At 62.8% G+C, this 20,948-nt stretch carries 21 protein-coding genes; 13 read left to right on the forward strand and 8 right to left on the reverse strand.

Annotation, left to right across the window (positions count from 1 at the left end; translation table 11 throughout):
• Positions 1 to 75 precede the first annotated feature (75 nt).
• Positions 76 to 2,766 carry an aconitate hydratase AcnA gene (gene acnA / locus NMG70_RS29885; protein ID WP_254027807.1) on the forward strand — a complete coding sequence of 897 codons (2,691 nt, stop codon included), beginning with the start codon at positions 76 to 78 and terminating at the stop codon, positions 2,764 to 2,766.
• 66 nt (positions 2,767 to 2,832) lie between these two features.
• On the opposite strand, the gene NMG70_RS29890 is transcribed toward acnA, so the two are convergent.
• A complete protein-coding gene (locus NMG70_RS29890) occupies positions 2,833 to 3,507 on the reverse strand; it encodes a ceramidase domain-containing protein (RefSeq protein WP_254027808.1) in 675 nt (224 codons plus the stop codon).
• Between the two features lie 176 nt (positions 3,508 to 3,683).
• Between NMG70_RS29890 and NMG70_RS29895 the strand changes: the two genes are divergently transcribed.
• Both NMG70_RS29895 and NMG70_RS29900 read left to right on the forward strand, forming a co-directional pair.
• Entirely contained in the window at positions 3,684 to 4,478 is a 795-nt protein-coding gene (locus NMG70_RS29895) for a DUF1223 domain-containing protein (RefSeq protein WP_254027809.1), read from the forward strand.
• Between the two features lie 479 nt (positions 4,479 to 4,957).
• On the forward strand, positions 4,958 to 5,344 hold the full coding sequence (locus NMG70_RS29900) for a DUF2794 domain-containing protein (protein WP_023803338.1): 387 nt from the start codon (positions 4,958 to 4,960) through the stop codon (positions 5,342 to 5,344).
• Here NMG70_RS29900 and NMG70_RS29905 read toward each other — a convergent pair whose 3' ends face one another.
• From NMG70_RS29905 to NMG70_RS29920, 4 genes are all read right to left on the reverse strand, one after another.
• On the reverse strand, positions 5,345 to 5,917 hold the full coding sequence (locus NMG70_RS29905) for a GNAT family N-acetyltransferase (RefSeq protein ID WP_254027810.1): 573 nt from the start codon (positions 5,915 to 5,917) through the stop codon (positions 5,345 to 5,347). It lies immediately after the preceding gene.
• Between the two features lie 116 nt (positions 5,918 to 6,033).
• Positions 6,034 to 6,813 carry a Bax inhibitor-1/YccA family protein gene (locus NMG70_RS29910; protein ID WP_254016984.1) on the reverse strand — a complete coding sequence of 260 codons (780 nt, stop codon included), beginning with the start codon at positions 6,811 to 6,813 and terminating at the stop codon, positions 6,034 to 6,036.
• 240 nt (positions 6,814 to 7,053) lie between these two features.
• The gene (locus tag NMG70_RS29915) at positions 7,054 to 9,603 is read right to left on the reverse strand and encodes an ABC transporter permease (protein ID WP_254027811.1); all 2,550 of its coding nucleotides are present in this window, start codon (positions 9,601 to 9,603) and stop codon (positions 7,054 to 7,056) included.
• Positions 9,603 to 10,313 carry an ABC transporter ATP-binding protein gene (locus tag NMG70_RS29920; RefSeq protein WP_254027812.1) on the reverse strand — a complete coding sequence of 237 codons (711 nt, stop codon included), beginning with the start codon at positions 10,311 to 10,313 and terminating at the stop codon, positions 9,603 to 9,605. Before NMG70_RS29920 ends, NMG70_RS29915 begins: the two co-directional genes overlap by 1 nt.
• Positions 10,314 to 10,398: 85 nt before the next feature.
• Between NMG70_RS29920 and NMG70_RS29925 the strand changes: the two genes are divergently transcribed.
• Both NMG70_RS29925 and thpR read left to right on the forward strand, forming a co-directional pair.
• Positions 10,399 to 11,043, forward strand: coding sequence for an arylesterase (locus tag NMG70_RS29925; protein ID WP_254027813.1), 645 nt, complete (start codon positions 10,399 to 10,401; stop codon positions 11,041 to 11,043).
• A 140-nt stretch (positions 11,044 to 11,183) separates the two neighbouring features.
• Complete coding sequence (thpR, locus tag NMG70_RS29930) at positions 11,184 to 11,780, forward strand: RNA 2',3'-cyclic phosphodiesterase (RefSeq protein ID WP_254027814.1); 597 nt, start codon at positions 11,184 to 11,186, stop codon at positions 11,778 to 11,780.
• On the opposite strand, the gene NMG70_RS29935 is transcribed toward thpR, so the two are convergent.
• A complete protein-coding gene (locus NMG70_RS29935; RefSeq protein WP_254027815.1) occupies positions 11,684 to 12,202 on the reverse strand; it encodes a low molecular weight protein-tyrosine-phosphatase in 519 nt (172 codons plus the stop codon). The genes thpR and NMG70_RS29935 overlap by 97 nt on opposite strands.
• Before the next feature lie 52 nt (positions 12,203 to 12,254).
• Here NMG70_RS29935 and NMG70_RS29940 point away from each other — a divergent pair, with 52 nt between their 5' ends.
• The 5 genes from NMG70_RS29940 (at position 12,255) to NMG70_RS29960 (ending at position 15,778) form a co-directional block, all read left to right on the forward strand.
• A complete protein-coding gene (locus NMG70_RS29940) occupies positions 12,255 to 12,551 on the forward strand; it encodes a 4a-hydroxytetrahydrobiopterin dehydratase (RefSeq protein WP_254027816.1) in 297 nt (98 codons plus the stop codon).
• A gap of 143 nt (positions 12,552 to 12,694) precedes the next feature.
• Entirely contained in the window at positions 12,695 to 13,057 is a 363-nt protein-coding gene (locus NMG70_RS29945) for a YkvA family protein (RefSeq protein ID WP_254027817.1), read from the forward strand.
• Positions 13,058 to 13,291: 234 nt separating this feature from the next.
• Positions 13,292 to 13,795 (forward strand): invasion associated locus B family protein, encoded by a 504-nt coding sequence (locus NMG70_RS29950; protein ID WP_254027818.1) that lies wholly within the window; start codon positions 13,292 to 13,294, stop codon positions 13,793 to 13,795.
• Between the two features lie 265 nt (positions 13,796 to 14,060).
• The gene (rlmN, locus tag NMG70_RS29955; protein WP_254027819.1) at positions 14,061 to 15,296 is read left to right on the forward strand and encodes a dual-specificity RNA methyltransferase RlmN; all 1,236 of its coding nucleotides are present in this window, start codon (positions 14,061 to 14,063) and stop codon (positions 15,294 to 15,296) included.
• Complete coding sequence (locus NMG70_RS29960) at positions 15,293 to 15,778, forward strand: hypothetical protein (RefSeq protein WP_254027820.1); 486 nt, start codon at positions 15,293 to 15,295, stop codon at positions 15,776 to 15,778. The genes rlmN and NMG70_RS29960 overlap by 4 nt, the downstream gene beginning before the upstream one ends.
• Here NMG70_RS29960 and NMG70_RS29965 read toward each other — a convergent pair.
• The gene (locus tag NMG70_RS29965; RefSeq protein ID WP_254027821.1) at positions 15,750 to 16,391 is read right to left on the reverse strand and encodes a LysE family translocator; all 642 of its coding nucleotides are present in this window, start codon (positions 16,389 to 16,391) and stop codon (positions 15,750 to 15,752) included. The two genes, NMG70_RS29960 and NMG70_RS29965, sit on opposite strands and share 29 nt — an antisense overlap.
• A gap of 182 nt (positions 16,392 to 16,573) precedes the next feature.
• Here NMG70_RS29965 and NMG70_RS29970 point away from each other — a divergent pair, with 182 nt between their 5' ends.
• The 3 genes from NMG70_RS29970 (at position 16,574) to leuB (ending at position 19,932) form a co-directional block, all read left to right on the forward strand.
• Entirely contained in the window at positions 16,574 to 17,797 is a 1,224-nt protein-coding gene (locus tag NMG70_RS29970) for an argininosuccinate synthase (RefSeq protein ID WP_254027822.1), read from the forward strand.
• A 422-nt stretch (positions 17,798 to 18,219) separates the two neighbouring features.
• On the forward strand, positions 18,220 to 18,597 hold the full coding sequence (locus tag NMG70_RS29975; protein ID WP_254027823.1) for a RidA family protein: 378 nt from the start codon (positions 18,220 to 18,222) through the stop codon (positions 18,595 to 18,597).
• 231 nt (positions 18,598 to 18,828) lie between these two features.
• Positions 18,829 to 19,932: a 3-isopropylmalate dehydrogenase gene (leuB, locus tag NMG70_RS29980; RefSeq protein ID WP_254027824.1), complete on the forward strand. Its 1,104-nt coding sequence runs from the start codon at positions 18,829 to 18,831 to the stop codon at positions 19,930 to 19,932.
• A gap of 59 nt (positions 19,933 to 19,991) precedes the next feature.
• On the opposite strand, the gene NMG70_RS29985 is transcribed toward leuB, so the two are convergent.
• On the reverse strand, positions 19,992 to 20,687 hold the full coding sequence (locus tag NMG70_RS29985) for a DUF805 domain-containing protein (RefSeq protein ID WP_254027825.1): 696 nt from the start codon (positions 20,685 to 20,687) through the stop codon (positions 19,992 to 19,994).
• Between the last annotated feature and the right edge of the window lie 261 nt (positions 20,688 to 20,948).

Here is a 20,948-nt window from a genome sequence, read left to right on the forward strand (position 1 = left end):
CCGCACCTTTGCGCGTGATTGCATGCCATCGGCGTCCGTTCCCTTTCAGGCTGAACAGACAAGGACGGATCGCACGTGTCAAAATCCCTCGATAGTTTCAATTGCCGCCGCACGCTGACTGCAGGCGGCGCCGACTATGTTTATTACGACCTCGTAGAGGCCGAGAAGAACGGCCTAACCGGCATCGCCCAGCTGCCCTATTCGATGAAGGTGCTGCTGGAGAACCTGCTGCGCAACGAGGACGGCCGTTCCGTCACCAAGGAGAGCATCCAGGCGGTCGCCGGCTGGCTGACCGACAGGGGCACCGCCGGGGTCGAGATCGCCTATCGCCCGGCCCGCGTGCTGATGCAGGATTTCACCGGCGTTCCGGCCGTGGTCGACCTGGCCGCCATGCGCGATGCCATGGCCTCGCTCGGCGGCGACCCGCAAAAGATCAATCCGCTGGTGCCGGTCGACCTGGTCATCGACCACTCGGTCATCGTCGATGAGTTCGGCACGCCGCTGGCTTTCGCCAGGAATGTCGAGCTTGAATACGAGCGCAACGAAGAACGCTACAAATTCCTGAAATGGGGCCAGCAGGCCTTCCGCAATTTCCGCGTCGTGCCGCCCGGCACCGGCATCTGCCACCAGGTCAATCTCGAATATCTCGGCCAGGTCGTGTGGACCAACACTGAAGGCGGCGAAACCACCGCCTATCCCGACACCTGCGTCGGCACCGATTCGCACACCACCATGATCAACGGCCTTGGCGTGCTCGGCTGGGGCGTCGGCGGCATCGAGGCCGAGGCCGCGATGCTCGGCCAGCCCGTCTCCATGCTGTTGCCCGAAGTCATCGGCTTCCGGCTCACCGGCAGGCTCAGGGAAGGCGTCACCGCCACCGATCTCGTGCTCACCGTCACCCAGATGCTGCGCAAGAAGGGCGTCGTCGGCAAATTCGTCGAATTCTTCGGTCCGGGTCTGTCCAACATGACGCTGGCCGACCGCGCCACCATCGGCAACATGGCGCCCGAATATGGCGCCACCTGCGGCTTCTTTCCAGTCGATGACGAAACCATCCGCTACCTCACCATGTCCGGCCGCGAGGAAAAACGCATCGCGCTGGTCGAGGCATACGCCAAGGCGCAAGGCATGTGGCGCGATACCGGCTCGGCCGACCCGGTCTTCACCGATCTGCTCGAGCTCGATCTCGGCAGTGTCGTGCCGTCGATGGCCGGCCCCAAGCGTCCAGAGGGCCGGGTCGCGCTTGAAGGCATTCCCGCCGGCTTTGTCAAGGCGATGGAAACCGAATACAAGAAGGCGGTCGAAATCGACAAGCGCTATGCCGTCGAGGGCACCGGCTACGACCTTGGCCATGGCGACGTCGTCATTGCCGCCATCACCTCCTGCACCAACACCTCGAACCCGAGCGTGCTGATCGGCGCCGGGCTTTTGGCACGCAACGCCAACCGGCTCGGGCTCAAGCAGAAGCCGTGGGTCAAGACATCACTGGCGCCAGGCAGCCAGGTCGTCGCCGAATATCTGGAGAAATCCGGCCTGCAGAAGGAACTCGACCAGATCGGCTTCAATCTGGTCGGCTTCGGCTGCACCACCTGCATCGGCAATTCCGGCCCGTTGCCGGCGCCGATCTCCAGAACCATCAATGACAAAGGTTTGATCGCTGCCGCGGTGCTTTCCGGCAACCGCAATTTCGAAGGCCGCGTCTCGCCCGACGTGCAGGCGAACTACCTCGCTTCGCCGCCGCTGGTCGTCGCCCACGCGCTGGCCGGGACCGTGACCAAGGACCTGACCACCGAGCCGCTCGGCGAGGACCGCGACGGCAACCCGGTCTACCTCAGGGACATTTGGCCGAGCTCGGTCGAGATCCAGGAGTTCATCGAGAAGAACGTGACGCGCGAACTGTTCGCCCGCAAATATGCCGACGTCTTCAAGGGCGACGAATACTGGCAGAACGTCAAGGCGCCGGAAGGCCAGACCTATGCCTGGGACAGCAATTCGACCTATGTGCAGAACCCGCCCTACTTCGCTGGCATGACACCAGGCTTCGGCACAATCGGCGACATCAAGGGCGCCCGCGTGCTCGGCCTGTTCGGCGACAAGATCACCACCGACCACATCTCACCGGCCGGCTCGATCAAGGCGGCCTCGCCGGCCGGCAAGTACCTCATCGATCACGGCGTCGGCGTTGCCGACTTCAATCAATACGGCACACGGCGCGGCAATCACGAGGTGATGATGCGCGGCACCTTCGCCAATATCCGCATCCGCAACCACATGCTGGGCGAGAACGGCCGCGAGGGCGGCTACACGATCCACTATCCGTCGAAGGAAGAGAAATCGATCTACGACGCCGCCATGGAGTACAAGAAGGAAGGCGTGCCGCTGGTCATCTTCGCCGGTGTCGAATACGGCAACGGCTCGTCGCGCGACTGGGCGGCCAAAGGCACCAACCTGTTGGGTGTTCGCGCCGTCATCGCTCAGTCCTTCGAGCGCATCCACCGCTCGAACCTGGTCGGCATGGGTGTCATCCCGTTCGTCTTCGAGGAGGGCACCTCATGGGCCTCGCTCAACCTCAAGGGCGACGAGCTGGTCGAAATCGACGGACTGAGCGCCATCAAGCCGCGTCAGAAGATGATCGCGAAGATCACTTATGGCGACGGCACGGTGAAGAACATTCCGATCATCTGCCGCATCGATACGCTGGACGAGCTCGACTACTTCAAGAACGGCGGCATCCTGCAATATGTGTTGCGCGATCTAGCCGCATAATGTGAAGGGAGTAGGGCAGTAAGACAGTAGGGAAAACAATACCTACTGCCCTACTGCCCTACTGCCCTACTGCCCTACTGCTTTTCCCTTGCCGAACCGCGCCGCCGCCGCCAGCAGCACGCCGAGCATCAGCCCGTTGAGGATGTGCCACAGGAAATGCGTGCCGAGCGGGAAGCTGCCGCAGACCAGCGGATCGATCGTCCTGAAGATGACCGACACGACGAAGATCGCCGAGCCCGCCAGATTGTACCAGCCGGCGCGGTTGCCGCTCGCCGCCACCCAGGCGCCGAAGAAGGCGAGCGCCAGGAAGGGCGGCAGATAGCCGGTCGTGCCGTTCGATGCCTGGCGCAGCCAGTCCGGCACGGCCCAGGTCAACAACCCGGTGACCGCATAAAAGGCGACGAAGATGGCGATCGCCTTGCCCCATTTCATGCCGAGGAAATGGCGCAGGTTGAACAGCGTGTAGGCCAGCGTGAACCCGGCGATCGGCAGGACGTCGGCCCAGACCGTGACATGGTTGGCAAAGGTGTGGAACAGCGCCGAGCCGATGCCGATCGCCACCACCCACCAGGCCAGCATTTCGGCGTAGATGCCTGTGCCACGCCGGCGCACCTCTCGAACACCCCACAGCCCGGCGACAAGAAAAGCCATATTGGTCAGTGCATTGACCGGCTCGGCCCAGAACTCCGGCCCGGCCCGCTCGCAGTACAGGTCGATCGGCGTCAGGAGAGTTTGCCACATGCTGATGTTGCCCGAATCGGTTTCTATCTCGAAGTGTAGCCCGTCCTGTTGCGCCCTTGCAGTTGGTTGCAGCGCAAAGTTTCACCGCAACGTGACTTCCCGTTGACTGCCGCTTCTGCCACATATTTTGCCAATCAGAACAAAGCCGGCCATCACCGGCGGGAGTCGAAACGGCCATGACACCTCGAAGACCATTGCGGCTTGCGGCATTTGCGCTGGCCCTCTCGGTGCTTGCCGACGCTGGACTTGCCGGAAATGCGCTTGCCGGCGGGGCCGACCGTTCACGGACAGATAAATCCTTGTCCGGCCAGCCCCTGGGCGTGGTCGAGCTCTTCACCAGCCAGGGTTGCAGTTCCTGCCTGCCGGCCGATGCGTTTTTCGCCGAGCTTGCCGCCAAAGAGAACATCGTCGCGCTCGCCTATCACGTCGACTACTGGGATTATCTCGGTTGGAAGGACACGCTGAGTCGCAAGGAGAACACCGAGCGGCAGTATGAGTATATGCGTGCCTTCGGCAGCCGCTCGGTCTATACGCCGCAGGCCGTCATCAATGGCCGCAGCCATGTCAACGGCGCCCGCCGCGAGGAAGTCGACGGCGCGCTCGCCCGCATGGAAACATCCGGCGAAGGCATGCGGGTCAGCATCAACGTCAGCCGGACCAGCGATCGCGTCATCATCGACGCCGGCGATGCCGGGAGCGGCCCCAGCGATGCCCATGTCGTCATTGTCTATTTCGACCCGCCGCAGACGATCAAGATCGGCAAGGGCGAAAACACCGGCCGCAGCATGACCTACTGGAACGCCGTCTCCGGCATCCAGACCGCCGGCATGTGGCACGGCAAGGCGCAGCGCTACGAATTGCCGATGAGCGTGATTACCAAGAAAGGCGGCTGCGCCGTGCTGCTGCAATCGGTGGGCAAGGACGGCATGCCGGGCCCCATCCTGGGCGCCGCCTTGATCCACAAGCCTTGAACGGGAACCTCTCCTTCTCCCCTTGTGGGGCCCGAAGGGGCGGGCGAGGCCTTCGGACCCCACAAGGGAGAAGGGAAGGCCGCGCGCATTCACTCGGCCAATAAAAAACCGACGTCAGCTTGCTTCTGACGCCGGTCATTTAGGTTTTGGGATCGTCGCACTCGATTTCTCCAAGGGAAAAACCGAGGTTGGTTCGATCCGACGCAGACCCGTGGGCGGGGGGCTTGGGGTTTACGAGCCAGTGCCGGACCGAACCGTCTCAGGCAACGCCTGTAAATTCGTCGGAGATTGGGGCATTAGCGCGGATAAAACAAGGCAGAATTGTGGCGAAGCATCACCAATTCCAACGGGCGTTTTTATAAATGTGACTGGACACCGCGGAAACGGTGCGCCGCCAGCCTTTGCCCAGCTGGGCTTGCAATTCCATGGCGAAAGCGCCAACTTTGATTAGTGTAAGATTCAGTCGAAGGGATCGAGGCATGACTGATCACGGCAGTGGGACGGAGGATGGGGACGCATCCGCAATACTGATCCCGCTGCATGAGGCAAGACGCGAACGCCTCGACCAGCCGGTGCGGTTCGACCGGCGTGAATTGGACCAGATCCTGAGGCTTTACGGGCGGATGGTCGCCGCCAATGAATGGCGCGACTACGCCATCGACCATCTTGCCGACCGCGCCGTCTTTTCCGTCTTCCGTCGCACCAGCGAGGTGCCGCTGTTCCAGATCGTCAAGGATCCGAAGCTGGCGCGCCGGCAAGGCGCTTTCGCCGTCATTGCCGCCGGCGGCCGCATCCTCAAGCGCGGCCAGGAACTTGGCCGCGTGCTTGGCGTCTTCGACCGCACGCTGAAATTGGTGGAGGCCTAATTACTTGTTTTGCTGGCGGAATCTCCGTTCCGGCAGTGAGTTGGGATCGGGCGGAACCAGAGACCCGGCATTGATCGGCAGTTGCATGAACACCGTGTCCAGCCAGCGTCCGTGCTTGTAGCCGGAGCCTTCCAGACGGCCCGAATGGCGAAAGTCGAGCTTTTCATGCAGCCGGACCGAGGCACTGTCCGGCCGACCGTCGCCGATCACCGCGATGATCTGGCGGAAGCCCGCCGCCTCGGCCGCCTCGATTAGCCCTTGCATTAGCTTCAGCCCGATGCCATGGCCCGTGGCCTCGGGCGCGACATAGACCGAGTCTTCGACGATGAACCGGTACGCAGGCCGCGCCCGGAAGGGGCCGGCATAGGCATAGCCGAGCACGATGCCGTCTTTTTCCGCCACCAGATAGGGAAAGCCGCCCGCTATCAAACTGTCGAAGCGCTCGCCCATCTCGGCACGATCAGGCGGCTCCAGTTCGTAGCTCGCCGTGCCGTGGGTCACCGCATCGGCATAGATATCGGTGATCCGGTCGAGATCGGCCAATGTCGCGCCGCGTATCGTGATGCTGCTCATAATTTATGCAAGCCGTCCATCTGCCTTCTATCACAGCAAAGGCCGGCATAAAAGGAAAGGGCGGCCGTTGGGCCGCCCTTTCCAAATTCGCTGGTCCACAGACGCAGGGACCGTTTCTAACGGCGATCGCCCATGAACTGCAGCAGGAACATGAACAGGTTGATGAAGTCGAGATAGAGCCTCAGAGCGCCCATGATCGCCTTGCGGCCGGCGACATCGGTCTCGTCGCCCTCGAAATACATCTCCTTGATGTTCTGCGTGTCGTAGGCGGTCAGCCCTGCGAAGATCAGCACGCCGATCGCCGAAACGGCGAAGGTAAGCGCCGACGACTGCAGGAAGATGTTGATCACACTGGCGATGATCAGACCGACCAGGCCCATGATCAGGAACGAACCGAGCGCGGAAAGATCGCGCTTGGTCGTGTAGCCGTAGAGCGACAGTCCGCCAAAGGCGGCGGCGGTGGCGAAGAAGGTCTGCGAGATGCTGGCGGTGGTGTAGACCAGGAAGATCGACGACAGCGACAGGCCGACGAGGCCGGCATAGACCCAGAACGTCGTCTGCGCGGCCGAAACGCTCATCGACTGGACGCGGAACGACAGGAACAGCACCGCTGCCAGCGGGGCAAAGATCACCAGCCATTTCAGCGGCGAGCCGAAGATCGCGTAGCCGAAGGACGTCAGCATATCGCCATTCGGCAGCGTAGCGACCGCCGAAGCCGGATCGGTGGTGGTGGCCAGCATGATCGTTCCGACCGCGGCGAGGCCGGTGATGAGGAGGCCAAGCCCCATCAGATTGTAGACCTTGATCATATAAGCGCGCAGGCCCTGGTCGATAGCAGCATCGACGCCGACGCCGGGCACGGCACGCGTCTGATAATTGCGAACGGGTTCAGCCATGGAAATCCTCATATTGCTTCTGCCCCGTCCGGTGTCCGGTCATTTGGACCGAGGCGCCGCTGGCGGGGCTCCAGCATGCCTGCGGCGAAATATGATGGTTATTGGCGTCAAGAACAAGACCGTAACCGGGCGTAATGCTTCGTGAAGGAGCAAAAATCCGGATTTATCGGCGTTAAGAAGCCCAACATTAACAAGATTTAACCGAATCTGGTCGCGTTGAGCTTGCAGTTCCCCCACAGATCAGAGATTGCGCAGCACCGGCGCCGCCTTATGACCCAGCACCCGCCAGGTGCCGGCGAGGCCGATGCCGACCGTGACCAGCAAAGCAAAGACGATGGTTGCCACCGCCACATCGGGCATGAAATGCGACGGCAGCGCCATGACGCGCACGACAACGAACCACGCCGCAATCCCACCTGCCGCCAGCGCGAAGATCGCGGTGGCGAGGCCGATCAGCATGTATTCCAGCGAAAAGGCCGCGATCAGCGTTTTCCTGGTGGCGCCGAGCGTCTTCAGCACCACCGCATCGTGGATGCGGGCGCGGTTGCCGGCCGCCAGCGCGCCGGCCAGCACCAGCACCGAGGCGATCAGAGCCACGCCGGCCGCGGCCCTGATCGCAGTGCCGAGTTGCGCCACCAGCCGGTTGACGATGTCGAGCGCGTCCTTGACCCTGACTGTCGTCACCGCGGGAAAGGCACGGGTGACGGCGTTGAGAAGACGGGCATCGTCGGCCGGCGACGCGCCCTTTTCGGTCAGCGTCGCCAGCCAGCTGTGCGGCGCGCCGGCAAATGTGCTGGGCGAGAACACCATGACGAAATTGATGCCCATCGTCTCCCACTCGACCTGGCGGAAATTGGCGATCTTCGCCGTCACGTTGCGGCCAAGCACGTTGACGGTGACGGTATCGCCGAGTTTCAGCCCGATCTCTTTGCCTTCCTCGGCCGAAAACGAGACCAGCGGCTCGCCGGCATAATTCTCCGGCCACCATGTGCCTTCGGTCAGCGTCGCATTCGCAGGAATTCTGGCCTCGTAGGTCAGCCCGCGATCGCCGCGTAGCACCCAGGCCCCTTCCGCCGGCACCTTGACCTTGTCGACGTCGACGCCGTTCAGCGCCATCACCCGGCCGCGCAGCATCGGCACCTTGACCAGCGTGCCTTGCGGTACCTCCTTGCCGACCAGCGCCGAAAACGCATCGACATTGCTGCTCTGGATGTCGACGAAGAAGAAGTTCGGCGCTCGCTCCGGCAGGCTGCCGGAAATCTGCCGCCTGAGATTGCCGTCGATCAGCGCCAGCGTCACCAGAAGCGTCAGCCCCAGTCCCAGCGACAGCACCACCGATGGCGTCAAGGCGCCCGGCCGATGGATGTTGCCGATGGCGAGCCTGAGCACCGTCGAGCCAACGCGCGGAGTCCTTTTGGCGGCCCACTGCACCAGCGCGCCGACAAGGCGCAGCACCAAAAAAGCAAAAATGGTGGCGCCGACGAAGATCGAGGCGATGTAGCGGTCGCCGGATGACAGAATGGCCAGCGCCGCCAGGAGCAGCGCAATGCCGAGCGCCGCCGCCGTGTAGAGCGGACGCGGGAAGCCGCGGCCCTCAAAACCCATTTCACGAAACAGCGCCGTCGCCGGCACGTCGCGCGCACGGCCGAGCGGCAGCAAGGCAAAAGCCAGCGTCACCAGCAGCCCGAACAGCGCCGCCATGCCGAGCGCGCCGGGATAGAATCCGCCCTCCGCCGGCACCGGAATGATCGACTGGAGCGCCGCGCTCGCCGCGAACGGCATCAGCGCGCCTAGCGCGACGCCGAGCGTGATGCCAAGCGCGGCGATCATCAGGATCTGCACCAGGTAGACGGCAAAGACGAAACCGCCCGAAGCCCCCAGGCTCTTGAAAGTGGCGATGACGCCGCGCTTGCCGTCGAGATAGGCGCGCACCGCATTGGCCACGCCGACGCCGCCGACCACCAGCGCCGTCAGCCCGACCAGCGTCAGGAACTGCGAAAACCGTTCGATATTGGAGGACAACGCCGGTGCTGCATTGCTGCGCGTGCGGATCGACCAGCCGGACTCGGGAAAATCCTCCGCCGCCTGATCCTGAATGGCTTTTATGCGCGCCTGCCCGGCGCCGCCGGGCAGGCGGACCTTGTAGGCGTTCTCGACCAGGCTGCCGGGCTGGATCAAACCGGAAGCGGCAAGCCCGTCCGTCGAGATCATCAGCCGCGGCGCAAAGCCGAAGCCGTCGGATACCACGTCCGGCTCGTTGACGAGCCTGGCGCGCAGTTCGAAGGTGGCACTGCCCAGCTTCAGCCGGTCTCCGATCCGAAGGTTCAACCGCTCAAACAAAAGGTCGGGTGCGGCGGCGCCGAGAACACCAGATTTTTCGCCGAACAATTCCTGCTTCGACAGCACCGGCTCGGTTTCCAGCGCGCCATAGAGCGGATAAGCGCCGTCGACCGCCTTGGCTTCGACCAGCGCCTGGTCGGAGCCGTCCTCGAGCCGCGCCATCGAGCGCATGTTGGCGCTGTGCGAGACCGAGCCCAGCCCGTCAAGAAAGACGTGCTCGGCCTGCGTCGCGGCGCGCTGATTGAGCTGAAAACGAAGATCGCCGCCGAGCAGCGACTGGCCTTCGTTGGCGACACCGGCGGTAATCGCCCGGGCCACCGAATTGACGCCGCCGATCGCCGCGACGCCAAGCGCAATGCAGGCAAGGAAGATCAGGAAGCCGGACAGCCCGCCGCGCATCTCGCGCAGCGAGAAGCGGAAGGCGAGCTTCAGCGTGCGCGACAGCGGCATCAGGCCGGCACCCTGCCGGGCTTTGGAGCTGGTTCTGGCGCATCTTCGATCCGGCCCGACCGCATCGACACCTGCCGGGAGCAGCGTGCGGCGAGCGCCGGATCGTGGGTGACCAGCACCAGCGTCATGCCGCGCTCGGCCGCTTTGGCGAACAGAAGATCGGCGACCTGCCGTCCCGTTGCCTGGTCCAGATTGCCGGTCGGCTCGTCGGCGATCAGGATGCGCGGCGAAGGCGCCAGTGCCCGGGCGATCGCCACACGCTGCTGTTCGCCGCCGGACAATTCGCCGGGATAGTGAGTGACGCGGTCGCTCAAGCCCACCGCCTCGAGCTCCCTCGCCGCCACCCCGAACGGATCGGCATGGCCGGCAAGTTCCAGCGGCACTGCGACATTTTCGAGCGCTGTCATATTGGGAATGAGGTGGAAGCACTGGAAGACGATGCCAATGTTTCGCCCACGAAACGACGCGATCTGGTCTTCGCTCTTGTCGTTCAGCAATTCGCCGGCGATTCGTACCGTACCCGAATCGACCCGTTCCAAGCCGGCCAACACCATCAGCAGCGTCGACTTTCCCGAGCCCGACGGCCCGACAATGCCGGTCGCCTCGCCACTTGCCACGTCGAGGCTGACGCCTTTCAGCACATGGACGGAAGACGCTCCTTCGCCGAGCGTCAGCGATACATTTTTCAGCGCGATGACGGCTTCTGTCAAAATAAAATCGTCCTATATGGGAAAGGGAGGCCAGAATTCCGCCTACCGCCAGTATCATGTTCTCGGTCATATGGGGCCCTGCCGCATGGCTTTCAAACACCGACTTGCCGCAGCCTTCGTCCTTTTCCTCGGAATTTGCGGCGCCATTTCTTCGGCGCGCGCCGAGCCCCTGGAGATCGTCGGCTTCGGCGACAGCCTGATGGCGGGCTTTGGCCTCGGACCGGACGAAGGCTTCACCCAAAAACTCCAGGCAGCACTTCGCGCCAAGGGCCACGATGTGACCGTTGTCAACGCCGGTGTATCCGGCGATACGTCGAGTGGCGGCCTGTCGCGGCTCGACTGGTCGGTGCCGGACGGTACGCAGCTTGTCATTCTCGAACTCGGTGCCAACGACATGCTGCGCGGCGTTTCTCCCGATATCACGCAAAAAAATCTGGACGCCATGCTGGCGAAGCTGAAGCAGCGCAACATCGCCGTGCTGCTGGCCGGCATGCGCGCCGCACCCAATCTCGGCGCCGATTACCAGAACGGCTTTGACGCGATCTTCCCGAAACTGGCGGAAAAATACGGCGTCCCGCTCTATCCATTCTTTCTCGACGGCGTCGCCGGCGAACCAGCTTTGCAACTTGAGGACGGCCTGCACCCGAATGCCAAGGGCATCGACCGCATGGTCGAGCGCATATTGCCGGATGTCGAGAAAGCCATTGCCGTGGTTAAGGGCAACTCTTGAAGGGACCGGATTTCGATGAGGCTACGCATTCCCCGCACGATTTGATTTTAGGCCAGGTGCAACCAACAAACCGCTTGCCCCGCTCGATTTTCGATGATTCGCTAGGGACAAGAGTTCGATTCGAGGACAGGAGGCTTACCATGCCGCGTCTTTTCACCGCCCTCGAAATACCGCGTGATGCCGCCCTTTCGCTGTCCCTGCTCCGGGGCGGCCTGCCCGGGGCCCGCTGGATCGACGTCGAGAACTACCATTTGACGCTGCGCTTCATTGGCGATGTCGAGGGCCATGTCGCCGACGAAATCGCCAACGCGCTCGACCGTGTCCACCGGCCATCCTTCGCGCTGACACTGTCCGGCGTCGGCGCCTTCGGCCAGAAGAAACCGCACGCGGTGTGGGCCGGCGTCTCCGCCTCGCCCGATCTTGCGGCACTGCAAGCCGAGATCGAGCGCATCTGCCAGCGCCTCGGCATCCCCGCCGACACGCGCAAATTCATGCCGCATGTGACGCTGGCCAGGTTGCGCAATTCGAGCCCGCTCGACGTCGCCCAGTATCTCTCGGCGCGCGGCAATTTTTCGACGCTGCCCTTCCGTGTCGGCCGCTTCGTCCTGATGTCTTCGCGCGATTCGGTCGGCGGCGGACCCTACATCGTCGAGGAGGCCTGGCCGCTGTCGGGCACTGATGCCCGTGCCTCGAGCCGCGTCGCCAGCGCCTCCGACGCTTCGCGGATCATGCGGTAGACCGAGGCAAACGCCTCTGGCCCCTGGTGATAGGGGTCCGGCACGTCGCCCACCCTTCCCTCGGCGAACTCGAGGAACAGATGGACGCGGTCGCGCATGGCGGCAGGCACCAGCGCTTTCAGGTCCCGGAGATTGGATCGGTCCATGGCGAGAACGAGGTCGAAACGCGAAAAATCGTCCGGCGCCAGCTTGCGCGCCGTCTGACCAGAAATATCGACGCCGTGCCGCTCAGCGATCGAGATCGAGCGCGGGTCGGGTGCCGAACCGGCTTCCCAGTCGCTGGTTCCGGCCGAATCGAGCAGGATATCCCGATCGAGGCCGCGCTCTGCCAGGACGGCGCGCAACACGCCCTCGGCCAGTGGCGAGCGGCAGATATTGCCGAGACAGACGAAAAGAATGGATTTTATCGGCTTTGCGCTCATCGATCCGGCACTATGCTGAAGACTGCGAATCCAGATAGCACGGGAAATGACCATGGCGAGAGAGAAACTGGGCAGGGAGGCGGTCGCCGAGGCGCTGGCCGGGCTCGACGGCTGGTCGCTGGCCGAGGATGGTGGCTCGATCGCGCGCAGCTTCAGCTTCAGGAATTTTTCCGAAGCCTTCGCCTTCATGACCCGCGTCGCCCTGGCGGCGGAGAAGATCGATCATCACCCCGACTGGTCGAACATCTACAAGACCGTGAACGTGACGCTGAACACCCATGATGCCGGCGGCCTGACCGCGCTCGACTTCGAACTGGCCAGCAAGATGAACCGCTATTTCGGCGGCTGAGCCAACCCAAAGCCTGCCCCCGGGGCACGACCCTAGTTGCGCAGCATGAAAAGACAGCATCTTGCAGCGCGGTTCGGGTTTCACCACATTTCCATTCGCAGGCGCGTGTAGAACGATATGCGCAGCCTGGTTAGGAGAAACTGATGGCGCAAAAATCAAGTTTTGATTTCTTCGGCTTTGGCGGCAAGCCGGGCGACGAGGTGGAAGTGCGCGAGAAATTCTGGCGCACCGCCAAGCGGGCTGCCCGGCAGATCCCGTTCATGGAGGAGCTGGTCGCCGCCTACTACTGCGCCATGGACAAGAACACGCCGCTGCGCGCCAAGGGCATCCTGGTGGCGGCGCTCGGCTATTTCGTGCTGCCGGCTGACGTCATCCCCGACTTCCTCTTCGGACTGGGCTTTACCGACGATATCGCCGTGCTGACCGCCGCGATCACCACCGTCAAGGCCCACATCACATCAGCGCATCGGCTCGCCGCCAAACAGGCGATTGCCGACAACGGCTGAGCCGGCGATAAGGCAGAAAAGTCAAACTCTTGCCGCTTTCGTGGCATCCAAGTCGCGAAAGGGACGTTGCAACTGCCGCTTTCGAGCGACGGGCGCAAGGATGGCGGCGGTTTCCTGGGGTGGATGTCCTTTTCCTGAGGTAAGTTCACCGTTTGGTAACCCAGATTAAATCAAAATGAAGCGACGGGCAGGACGCCGAGCCGGCCTGCCTCCGCACCATATATGGGAAAAGCGATGCGCGGATTGATTGCTACAATTTCGAGCCTGGCGCTGGTGGCCATGACAGCGCCGGCTCTGGCGCAGTCGGCGACCAAGATCGGTCAGCACAATGCCTGGGGCACCTACAGCTACCAGGCGTCGGGCGGCAAGGTTTGCTATGTGTTGACCGTGCCGACCGACAAGCAGCCCCCGACGCTTGACCATGGCGACATGTTCTTCTTCGTCAGCCAGCGGCCGGGACAGCAGGTGTCTTACGAGCCGCAATTCATCGCCGGCTACAATTTCCAGGAAAACTCCAAGGCCACCGTCACCGTCGACGGCAAGAGCTTTTCGATGTTCACCCGCGGCAAGTCGGCCTGGGTCGAAAACGCCGCCGAGGAGCCGGTGCTGATCGCCGCGATGAAGTCAGGCAGCGACATGAAGGTGCAGGCGAAGTCCGGCCGCGGCAACACCACGACCTATGTCTTTTCGCTGAAAGGCATTTCGGCGGCGCTGTCGTCCATCGCCAGGTGCAAATAGCCAAAGTTAGGTCTTCCCTTCTCCCCTTGTGGGAGAAGGTGGCCGAGCGTAGCTCGGTCGGATGAGGGGTTTTCCAGCTTGGCGCCGATGGTGTTCCGTCCAACACCCCTCTTCCGTCTCGGCGCTGCGCGCCGATCCACCTTCTCCCACAAGGGGAGAAGGAAACCGCCGCCACCCATGACTCCGCCGTCAAGCTGTGCTATGCGCCGCGCTTCATTTCGGGCACGATACTGTAATCGGCCGTAAATCGCTTATTTGGCGCACAATGACCCTTTCATTCGACCATACCACTGAAGGCGCCCGTGATGCGTTGCGCGCCCGCGCCACGCCGGCCGAAAAACCGTCGCTGATCGGCCTGACCCGGGCCGAGCTTGGCGCGGCCCTCGTTGCATCAGGCATCGTGCCGGAGCGCCAGGCCAGGATGCGCACCCAGCAGCTCTGGCACTGGATGTATGTGCGTGGCGTCTCCGACTTTGCCGGCATGTTCAACATCTCCAAGGATCTGCGCGCCGAGCTCGACAAGCATTTCACCGTCGCCAGGCCCGAGATCGTCGACGAGCAGATTTCCTCCGATGGCACGCGCAAATGGCTGTTTCGCTTTCCGCCGCGCGGCGCCGGCCGGCCGGTCGAGATCGAGACCGTCTACATTCCCGAAGAAGGCCGCGGCACGCTGTGCATCTCGTCGCAGGTCGGTTGCACGCTGACCTGCTCCTTCTGCCACACCGGCACGCAGAAGCTGGTGCGCAACCTGACCGCAGAGGAAATCCTCGCCCAGCTTCTGACCGCCCGCGACCGGCTCGGCGATTTCCCCGACCGCGACACGCCTGATGGCGCCATCGTGCCGGCCGAGGGTCGGAAAGTGTCCAATATTGTCATGATGGGTATGGGCGAGCCGCTCTACAATTTCGAGGCGGTGAAGAAGGCGCTGCTGATCGCGTCCGACGGCGACGGGCTTTCCCTGTCGAAAAGACGCATCACGTTGTCGACTTCCGGCGTCGTGCCGGAGATCTTCCGCACCGGCGAGGAGATCGGCGTCATGCTTGCGATCTCGCTGCACGCCACCAATGACGATTTGCGCGACCTTTTGGTGCCGATCAACAAGAAGTATCCGTTGAAAGAGCTGATCGCCGCCTGCCGCGCCTATCCCGGCCTGTCGAACGCCCGCCGCATCACCTTCGAGTATGTGATGCTGAAGGACGTCAACGATTCGATTGATGACGCCAAGGGGCTGATCAAGCTGCTCAAGGGTATTCCGGCCAAGATCAATCTGATCCCGTTCAATCCGTGGCCGGGCACCAACTACCAGTGCTCGGACTGGGAGACGATCGAGAAATTCGCCGACTACATCAACAATGCCGGCTATGCCTCGCCGATCCGCACGCCGCGCGGCCGCGACATCCTCGCCGCCTGCGGCCAGCTCAAGTCGGAGTCGGAGCGCATGCGCAAGGTCGACCGGCTCGCGCTGGAAGCGATGATGATCGCGGGCCACGGCGAGGCGTGAACCGCCTTGTCGCCTATCTCATTCGCTTCGCGATCATCCTGATCGGCTATGGCGTTGCCGCGCTGGCGGCCAGCGCCTTCCTCAACATCATGTTCCTGGCCTCTCTCGGGCTGATGACGGACGAGACGCAGCCGGCAGCGCAGGCCTCGCTGTGGTTTTCAATCCCGTTCGTTGCACTGTTCGTCGCCTACTTCGCCTTCATGCCGGCAGCGGTGGCGATTCTCGTCTCGGAAATCCAGGGACGGCGCGACTGGCTGTTCTATGCGCTGGCGGGCGCGGTGGTCGCGGCGGTCTTCCTCGGCTTCGCCCACCAGACCGCCGATGCCAATTTCGAGATCACCGACCCGCGCGTCGTCGCTGCCGTGATCGGCTGCGGCATGGTCGGCGGCATTTTTTATTGGCTGAGCGCCGGGCGCTGGGCCGGAAGCTGGCGGCAAGCCGGAAGGTCCGCGCCTACTTCGCCTGAGCGGTCAGGATCTTGAGCGCGAAGGCCGAAAACACCCCGGCGAACAGATAGTCGACGGCGCGCGTCACCCGCGGGCTGGCTTTCATCGCGGTCGAGAACTTTTCTGCCGCAAAGACCATCGGCGCTGTTACCGGGATCGACAAAACGACGAACATCGTGCCGAGGAAGAACAGCTTTCCAGGCGCGTTGGGATCATGGGCTGAGACGAACTGCGGCAGGAAGGTCATGAAGAACAGGATGATCTTCGGGTTGAGCAGATTGACGCCGAGCCCCGCCGCCCAGGCGCGAAACAGCGAAATCTCCGGCCCGCTCTTCTTCTCGGGTGAGAAGGCCGATCCCTTGGTGATCGCTTGCCAGGCCAGGAAGACGAGATAGCCGGCGCCGAACATCTTGAGCGCAAGAAAAGCCGCCGGCGAGGCGACGATCAGCGCCGAGATCCCGACCACCACAAGTGTGGTGTGGATCAGCGTGCCGCATAGCGCGCCGGCCATCGAGGCAAAGCCGGTGGCGCGGCCATGGCTCAGCGTGCGCGACACGAACAGCGTCATGTCGGGCCCCGGCGTGATCGCCAGGATCACGGTGGCGATGGCGAACTGGATCAGCGTGGTGGTGTCGGGAATGAAGGACATCTGCGGGCCCGTGGATAAAGAATGCGCAGCCTATACCGTAAGCGTCTTCTCTGCACCAGCGACTGGCCGGCACAAGGGCTGATCCAGTATGCCAGCAGCGACCGAGGGACCGTTCATCACTTGCGCAGCCCGGAAAGGCCGTGATACCTCGCCCGCGAAGAACCCTGTCGCGGAACAGCCAGATGTCGAAAGCAAAAGCCGTCAAGAAGGTCGTGCTCGCCTATTCCGGCGGCCTTGACACCTCCATCATCCTGAAATGGCTGCAGACCGAGCTTGGCGCCGAGGTGGTCACCTTCACCGCCAATCTCGGCCAGGGCGGCGAACTGGAGCCGGCGCGGCGCAAGGCCGAGATGATGGGCATCAAGGACATCCGCATCATGGATGTCCGCGAGGAGTTCGTTTCCGACTTCGTTTTCCCGATGTTCCGCGCCAATGCCGTCTATGAAGGCACCTATTTGCTCGGCACCTCGATCGCCCGTCCGCTGATTTCCAAGCACCTGGTCGAGATCGCAAAAGAAACCGGCGCCGATGCGATTGCGCATGGCGCCACCGGCAAGGGCAACGATCAGGTCCGTTTCGAGCTTTCGGCCTATGCGCTCAACCCCGACATCAAGGTCATCGCGCCATGGCGCGACTGGTCGTTCAAGTCGCGCACCGATCTGATCAACTTCGCCGAGCAGCACCAGATCCCGGTGCCGAAGGACAAGAAGGGCGACGCGCCGTTTTCGGTCGACGCCAACCTGCTGCATTCGTCTTCCGAAGGCAAAGTGCTGGAAGACCCGTGGAGCGAGCCGCCGGAATTCGTCCACCAGCGCACCATCTCGCCAATGGATGCGCCGGACAAGGTCACCGAGATCGAAATCGAATTCCTGAGGGGTGATCCGATCGCGCTCGATGGCAAGAAACTGTCGCCGGCGACGATGCTGGCGGCGCTCAACGATCTCGGCCGCGACAACGGCATCGGCCGGCTCGACCTTGTCGAGAACCGTTTCGTCGGCATGAAATCGCGCGGCGTCTACGAGACCCCCGGCGGCACCATCCTGATATCAGCCCACCGGGCGATCGAATCGATCACGCTGGACCGCGGTGCTGCCCACCTCAAGGACGAATTCATGCCGCGCTACGCCGAGCTGATCTACAACGGCTTCTGGTTCGCGCCCGAGCGCCTGATGCTGCAGGCGATGATCGACAAGAGCCAGGAAGATGTCGAAGGCACGGTGCGGCTGAAACTCTACAAGGGCAACGTCATCGTTACTGGCCGCAAGTCGAAGAAGACGCTCTATTCCGACGCGCTGGTCACCTTCGAGGACGATCGCGGCGCCTACGACCAGAAGGACGCCGAGGGCTTCATCCGCCTTAACGCGCTGAGGTTGCGGACGCTGGCGGCGCGTAATCGAAAAAGCTAGCCAGTTTCTCTGCGCAGAGAGATTTGGCTCTTTGACTGAGACCGAAAGGGGTATGGACCGCCACCGCGGCTCAGGATAAATGCTGATCTGTCGTGATCCTTCGCGCCCCCCTCTGTCCTGCCGGACATCTCCCCCACTTGGGGGGAGATCGGCCGTCACCACCGCCTTCGCGAACTGCCACCGTCGCAGGAGTGAGCGGTGCGCCAACGCTGCCAATCTCCCCCTTATGGGGGCTTGTGGGGGAGATGTCCGGCAGGACAGAGGGCGGCGCTGTCCCTCCGGCATCAAAGGTTCTGCACCGTCGTGACGCCGACGTCCCCGGCCTATAACGGTTTTGCACTGTCGATCCACCCCCGCCTGGCCCATAGTCGGAAGGCACTTCTTCAGCTCAATATCGCCTAAAAATATGCGAGGAAAGGCCCATGCGAAAACTGATCTCCACCGGCTCGCCCTTCGAGAAGGCCGCCGGTTATTCGCGCGCCGTGGTACAGGGCGACTGGTGTTTCGTTTCCGGAACGACCGGCTACGACTATGCGACCATGTCGATGCCGCAGACGGTCGAGGCGCAGACGCGCAATTGCCTGGCGACGATTGCCAAGGCGTTGCAGGACGGCGGCTTCGAGATGGCCGATGTGGTGCGGGCGCATTACTACATCACCGACGCGGCTTTCGTCGACATCGTCTTTCCGCTCCTCGGCGAGGCTTTTGGCGACATCAGGCCGGCGGCGACGATGATCGTCTGTCAGCTCAACAAGCCGGAAATGAAGATCGAGATCGAAGTGACGGCACTCAAGCGCTGAGTTCGACGGCGGTGCAGGAGCTTGCGCGACCTTGTCGAGGCGCGATGATCGACAAAGATGCTCTGAACCAAAGGCTTGCGCATAGTCCACTTGGCGTTTAGCAAGGCCGCGGCTCACGACAGCGCCGCGCGTCCTTTGGACGCGCAAAGGACGCTGTAGAATTTTGTTTCTGCGCATGAAGCTTTCCGAAATCGATTCCGATTTCATGCGCCACAGTTAGGACGGTTCCGGATGGCTTCGAAAAATCTTCTCCTGCTCGCCGGCGACGGCATCGGCCCCGAGGCGATGGCCGAGGTGAAGAAGCTGATCGCCGCCATGAACGTCAAGCTCGGCAGTGGTTTTATCACCGATGAGGGGCTGGTCGGCGGCTGCGCCTATGACGCGCATGGCGCGGCGATTTCCGATGCCGACATGGCCAAGGCGATGGCCGCCGACGCGGTGCTGTTCGGCGCCGTCGGCGGGCCGAAATGGGATGCGGTGCCTTATGAAGTGCGCCCGGAGGCCGGACTGCTGCGGCTGCGCAAGGACATGGAGCTGTTCGCCAATCTCAGGCCGGCTATCTGCTATCCGGCGCTGGCCGCATCCTCCTCGCTCAAGCAGGAGGTGGTCGAAGGGCTCGATATACTGATCGTGCGCGAGCTCACCGGCGGCGTCTATTTCGGCGAGCCGAAGCAGATCATCGATCTCGGCAACGGCCAAAAACGCGGCATCGACACGCAGGTCTACGACACGTTCGAGATCGAGCGCATTTCGGGAGTTGCGTTCGAATTGGCGCGCACGCGCAAGAACCACGTCACCTCGATGGAAAAGCGCAATGTGATGAAGTCGGGCGTGTTGTGGAACGAGGTCGTCACGCAGACGCACAAGGCCAGATATGCCGACGTCAAGCTCGACCACATGCTGGCCGATGCCGGCGGCATGCAGTTGGTGCGCTGGCCGAAACAATTCGACGTCATCGTCACCGACAATCTGTTCGGCGACATGCTGTCCGACATCGCCGCCATGCTGACCGGCTCGATCGGCATGCTGCCGTCGGCGTCGCTCGGCGCGCCGGATGCCAAGACGAAAAAGCGCAAGGCGCTTTACGAGCCGGTGCACGGTTCGGCGCCCGACATTGCGGGCAAGGGCATCGCCAACCCGATCGCCATGATCGCCTCCTTCGCCATGTGCATGCGCTATTCCTTCGGCATGGTGGCCGAGGCAGATCGCCTGGAAAGCGCCATCGCCGCCGTGCTCGATCAGGGCTTGCGCACCAGGGATATTCTTTCCCCTGGGATGACCGAAGTCGGCACCACTGAGATGGGCGACGCGATTATCGCCAAGTTCCTGGGCTGAGCCTGTGGCGGTCGACGTCCGCCCGGCTTCCAGCCCCTCAAAATCGCTGTGTGGAGCAGCTAGGCCCTGACGCCCGCCGGCACCGGGCCCCACTGATTTTCACGGGCCTGCGTCGGGATCAGCGCAAAGACCAGGATGATCAGCCAGCCGATGGTCGGGATGAACACCACCAGAAAAAGCCAGCCGGTCAGGCCGATGTCGTGCAGGCGACGCACGTTCAGTCCGATCCAAGGCGGGATTGTCGCCAGCACAAACGCGCCGCAAAGACCGACCGTCACTGCCGGCAATTCGTCAAGATGGCCCATGGCGTCATCGACGAAGAGGCCGACGCCAACGACCACGATCAGCGCGATCGTCGAGAACAGGCAATAGCCCCAATATTCCTTGCGGCGGGCACGGCCGGAGAAATTGAAGTAATTTTCAGTCAGGCCCCGCCGGAAGTAGCTCCAAAGGTCGGTGGCGGGAGCATTTTCAGCGAAACGGCCGAAATGTTGCGGCGCCACGGGCGCGTTGCCGGTTTGAGTCGGGGCGGCGGTTGCGGCAGGCGCATCGGCGGACGGGCTGGCAGTTTGGGCGCGGATCGAAAAAACGTCGCGTGCCCGTCCGCCGGTCGGCTGGAACTCGATAACCGTGCCCTTGGCCATCGACGCTTCTCGGCGCAGATCCTCGCGCGCGAAAGTGTAGCGATTGCCGTCGGCTCCGGTGATGAAGCCAAAGCCGTGGTCCTCGTCATAGTGAAGCACTTCGCCGCGCATGTCCTGCCCCTCGTCCCGCTGGCCAGACTGTTCAAAGTTGCGGCAGACCGCAAGGGGTGCGGGGCGAAATGCAGGTGCGTCGGCTACGAGCAGGCCGCGTGTTTTTCGTCATACCGGGCCGGAGCAGGAACGGACATCGCCCCCGCAAGGGGGAGATTGGCGGTCATCCCGGCCTTCGCCAATCTTGAACAATGGAAGTTTGGAGCCACCAGTGAAGCTGCCATCTCCCCCCTTGCGGGGGAGATGGCCGGCAGGCCAGAG

The organism is Mesorhizobium ventifaucium (assembly GCF_935822925.1).
Lineage (GTDB): Bacteria > Pseudomonadota > Alphaproteobacteria > Rhizobiales > Rhizobiaceae > Mesorhizobium > Mesorhizobium ventifaucium.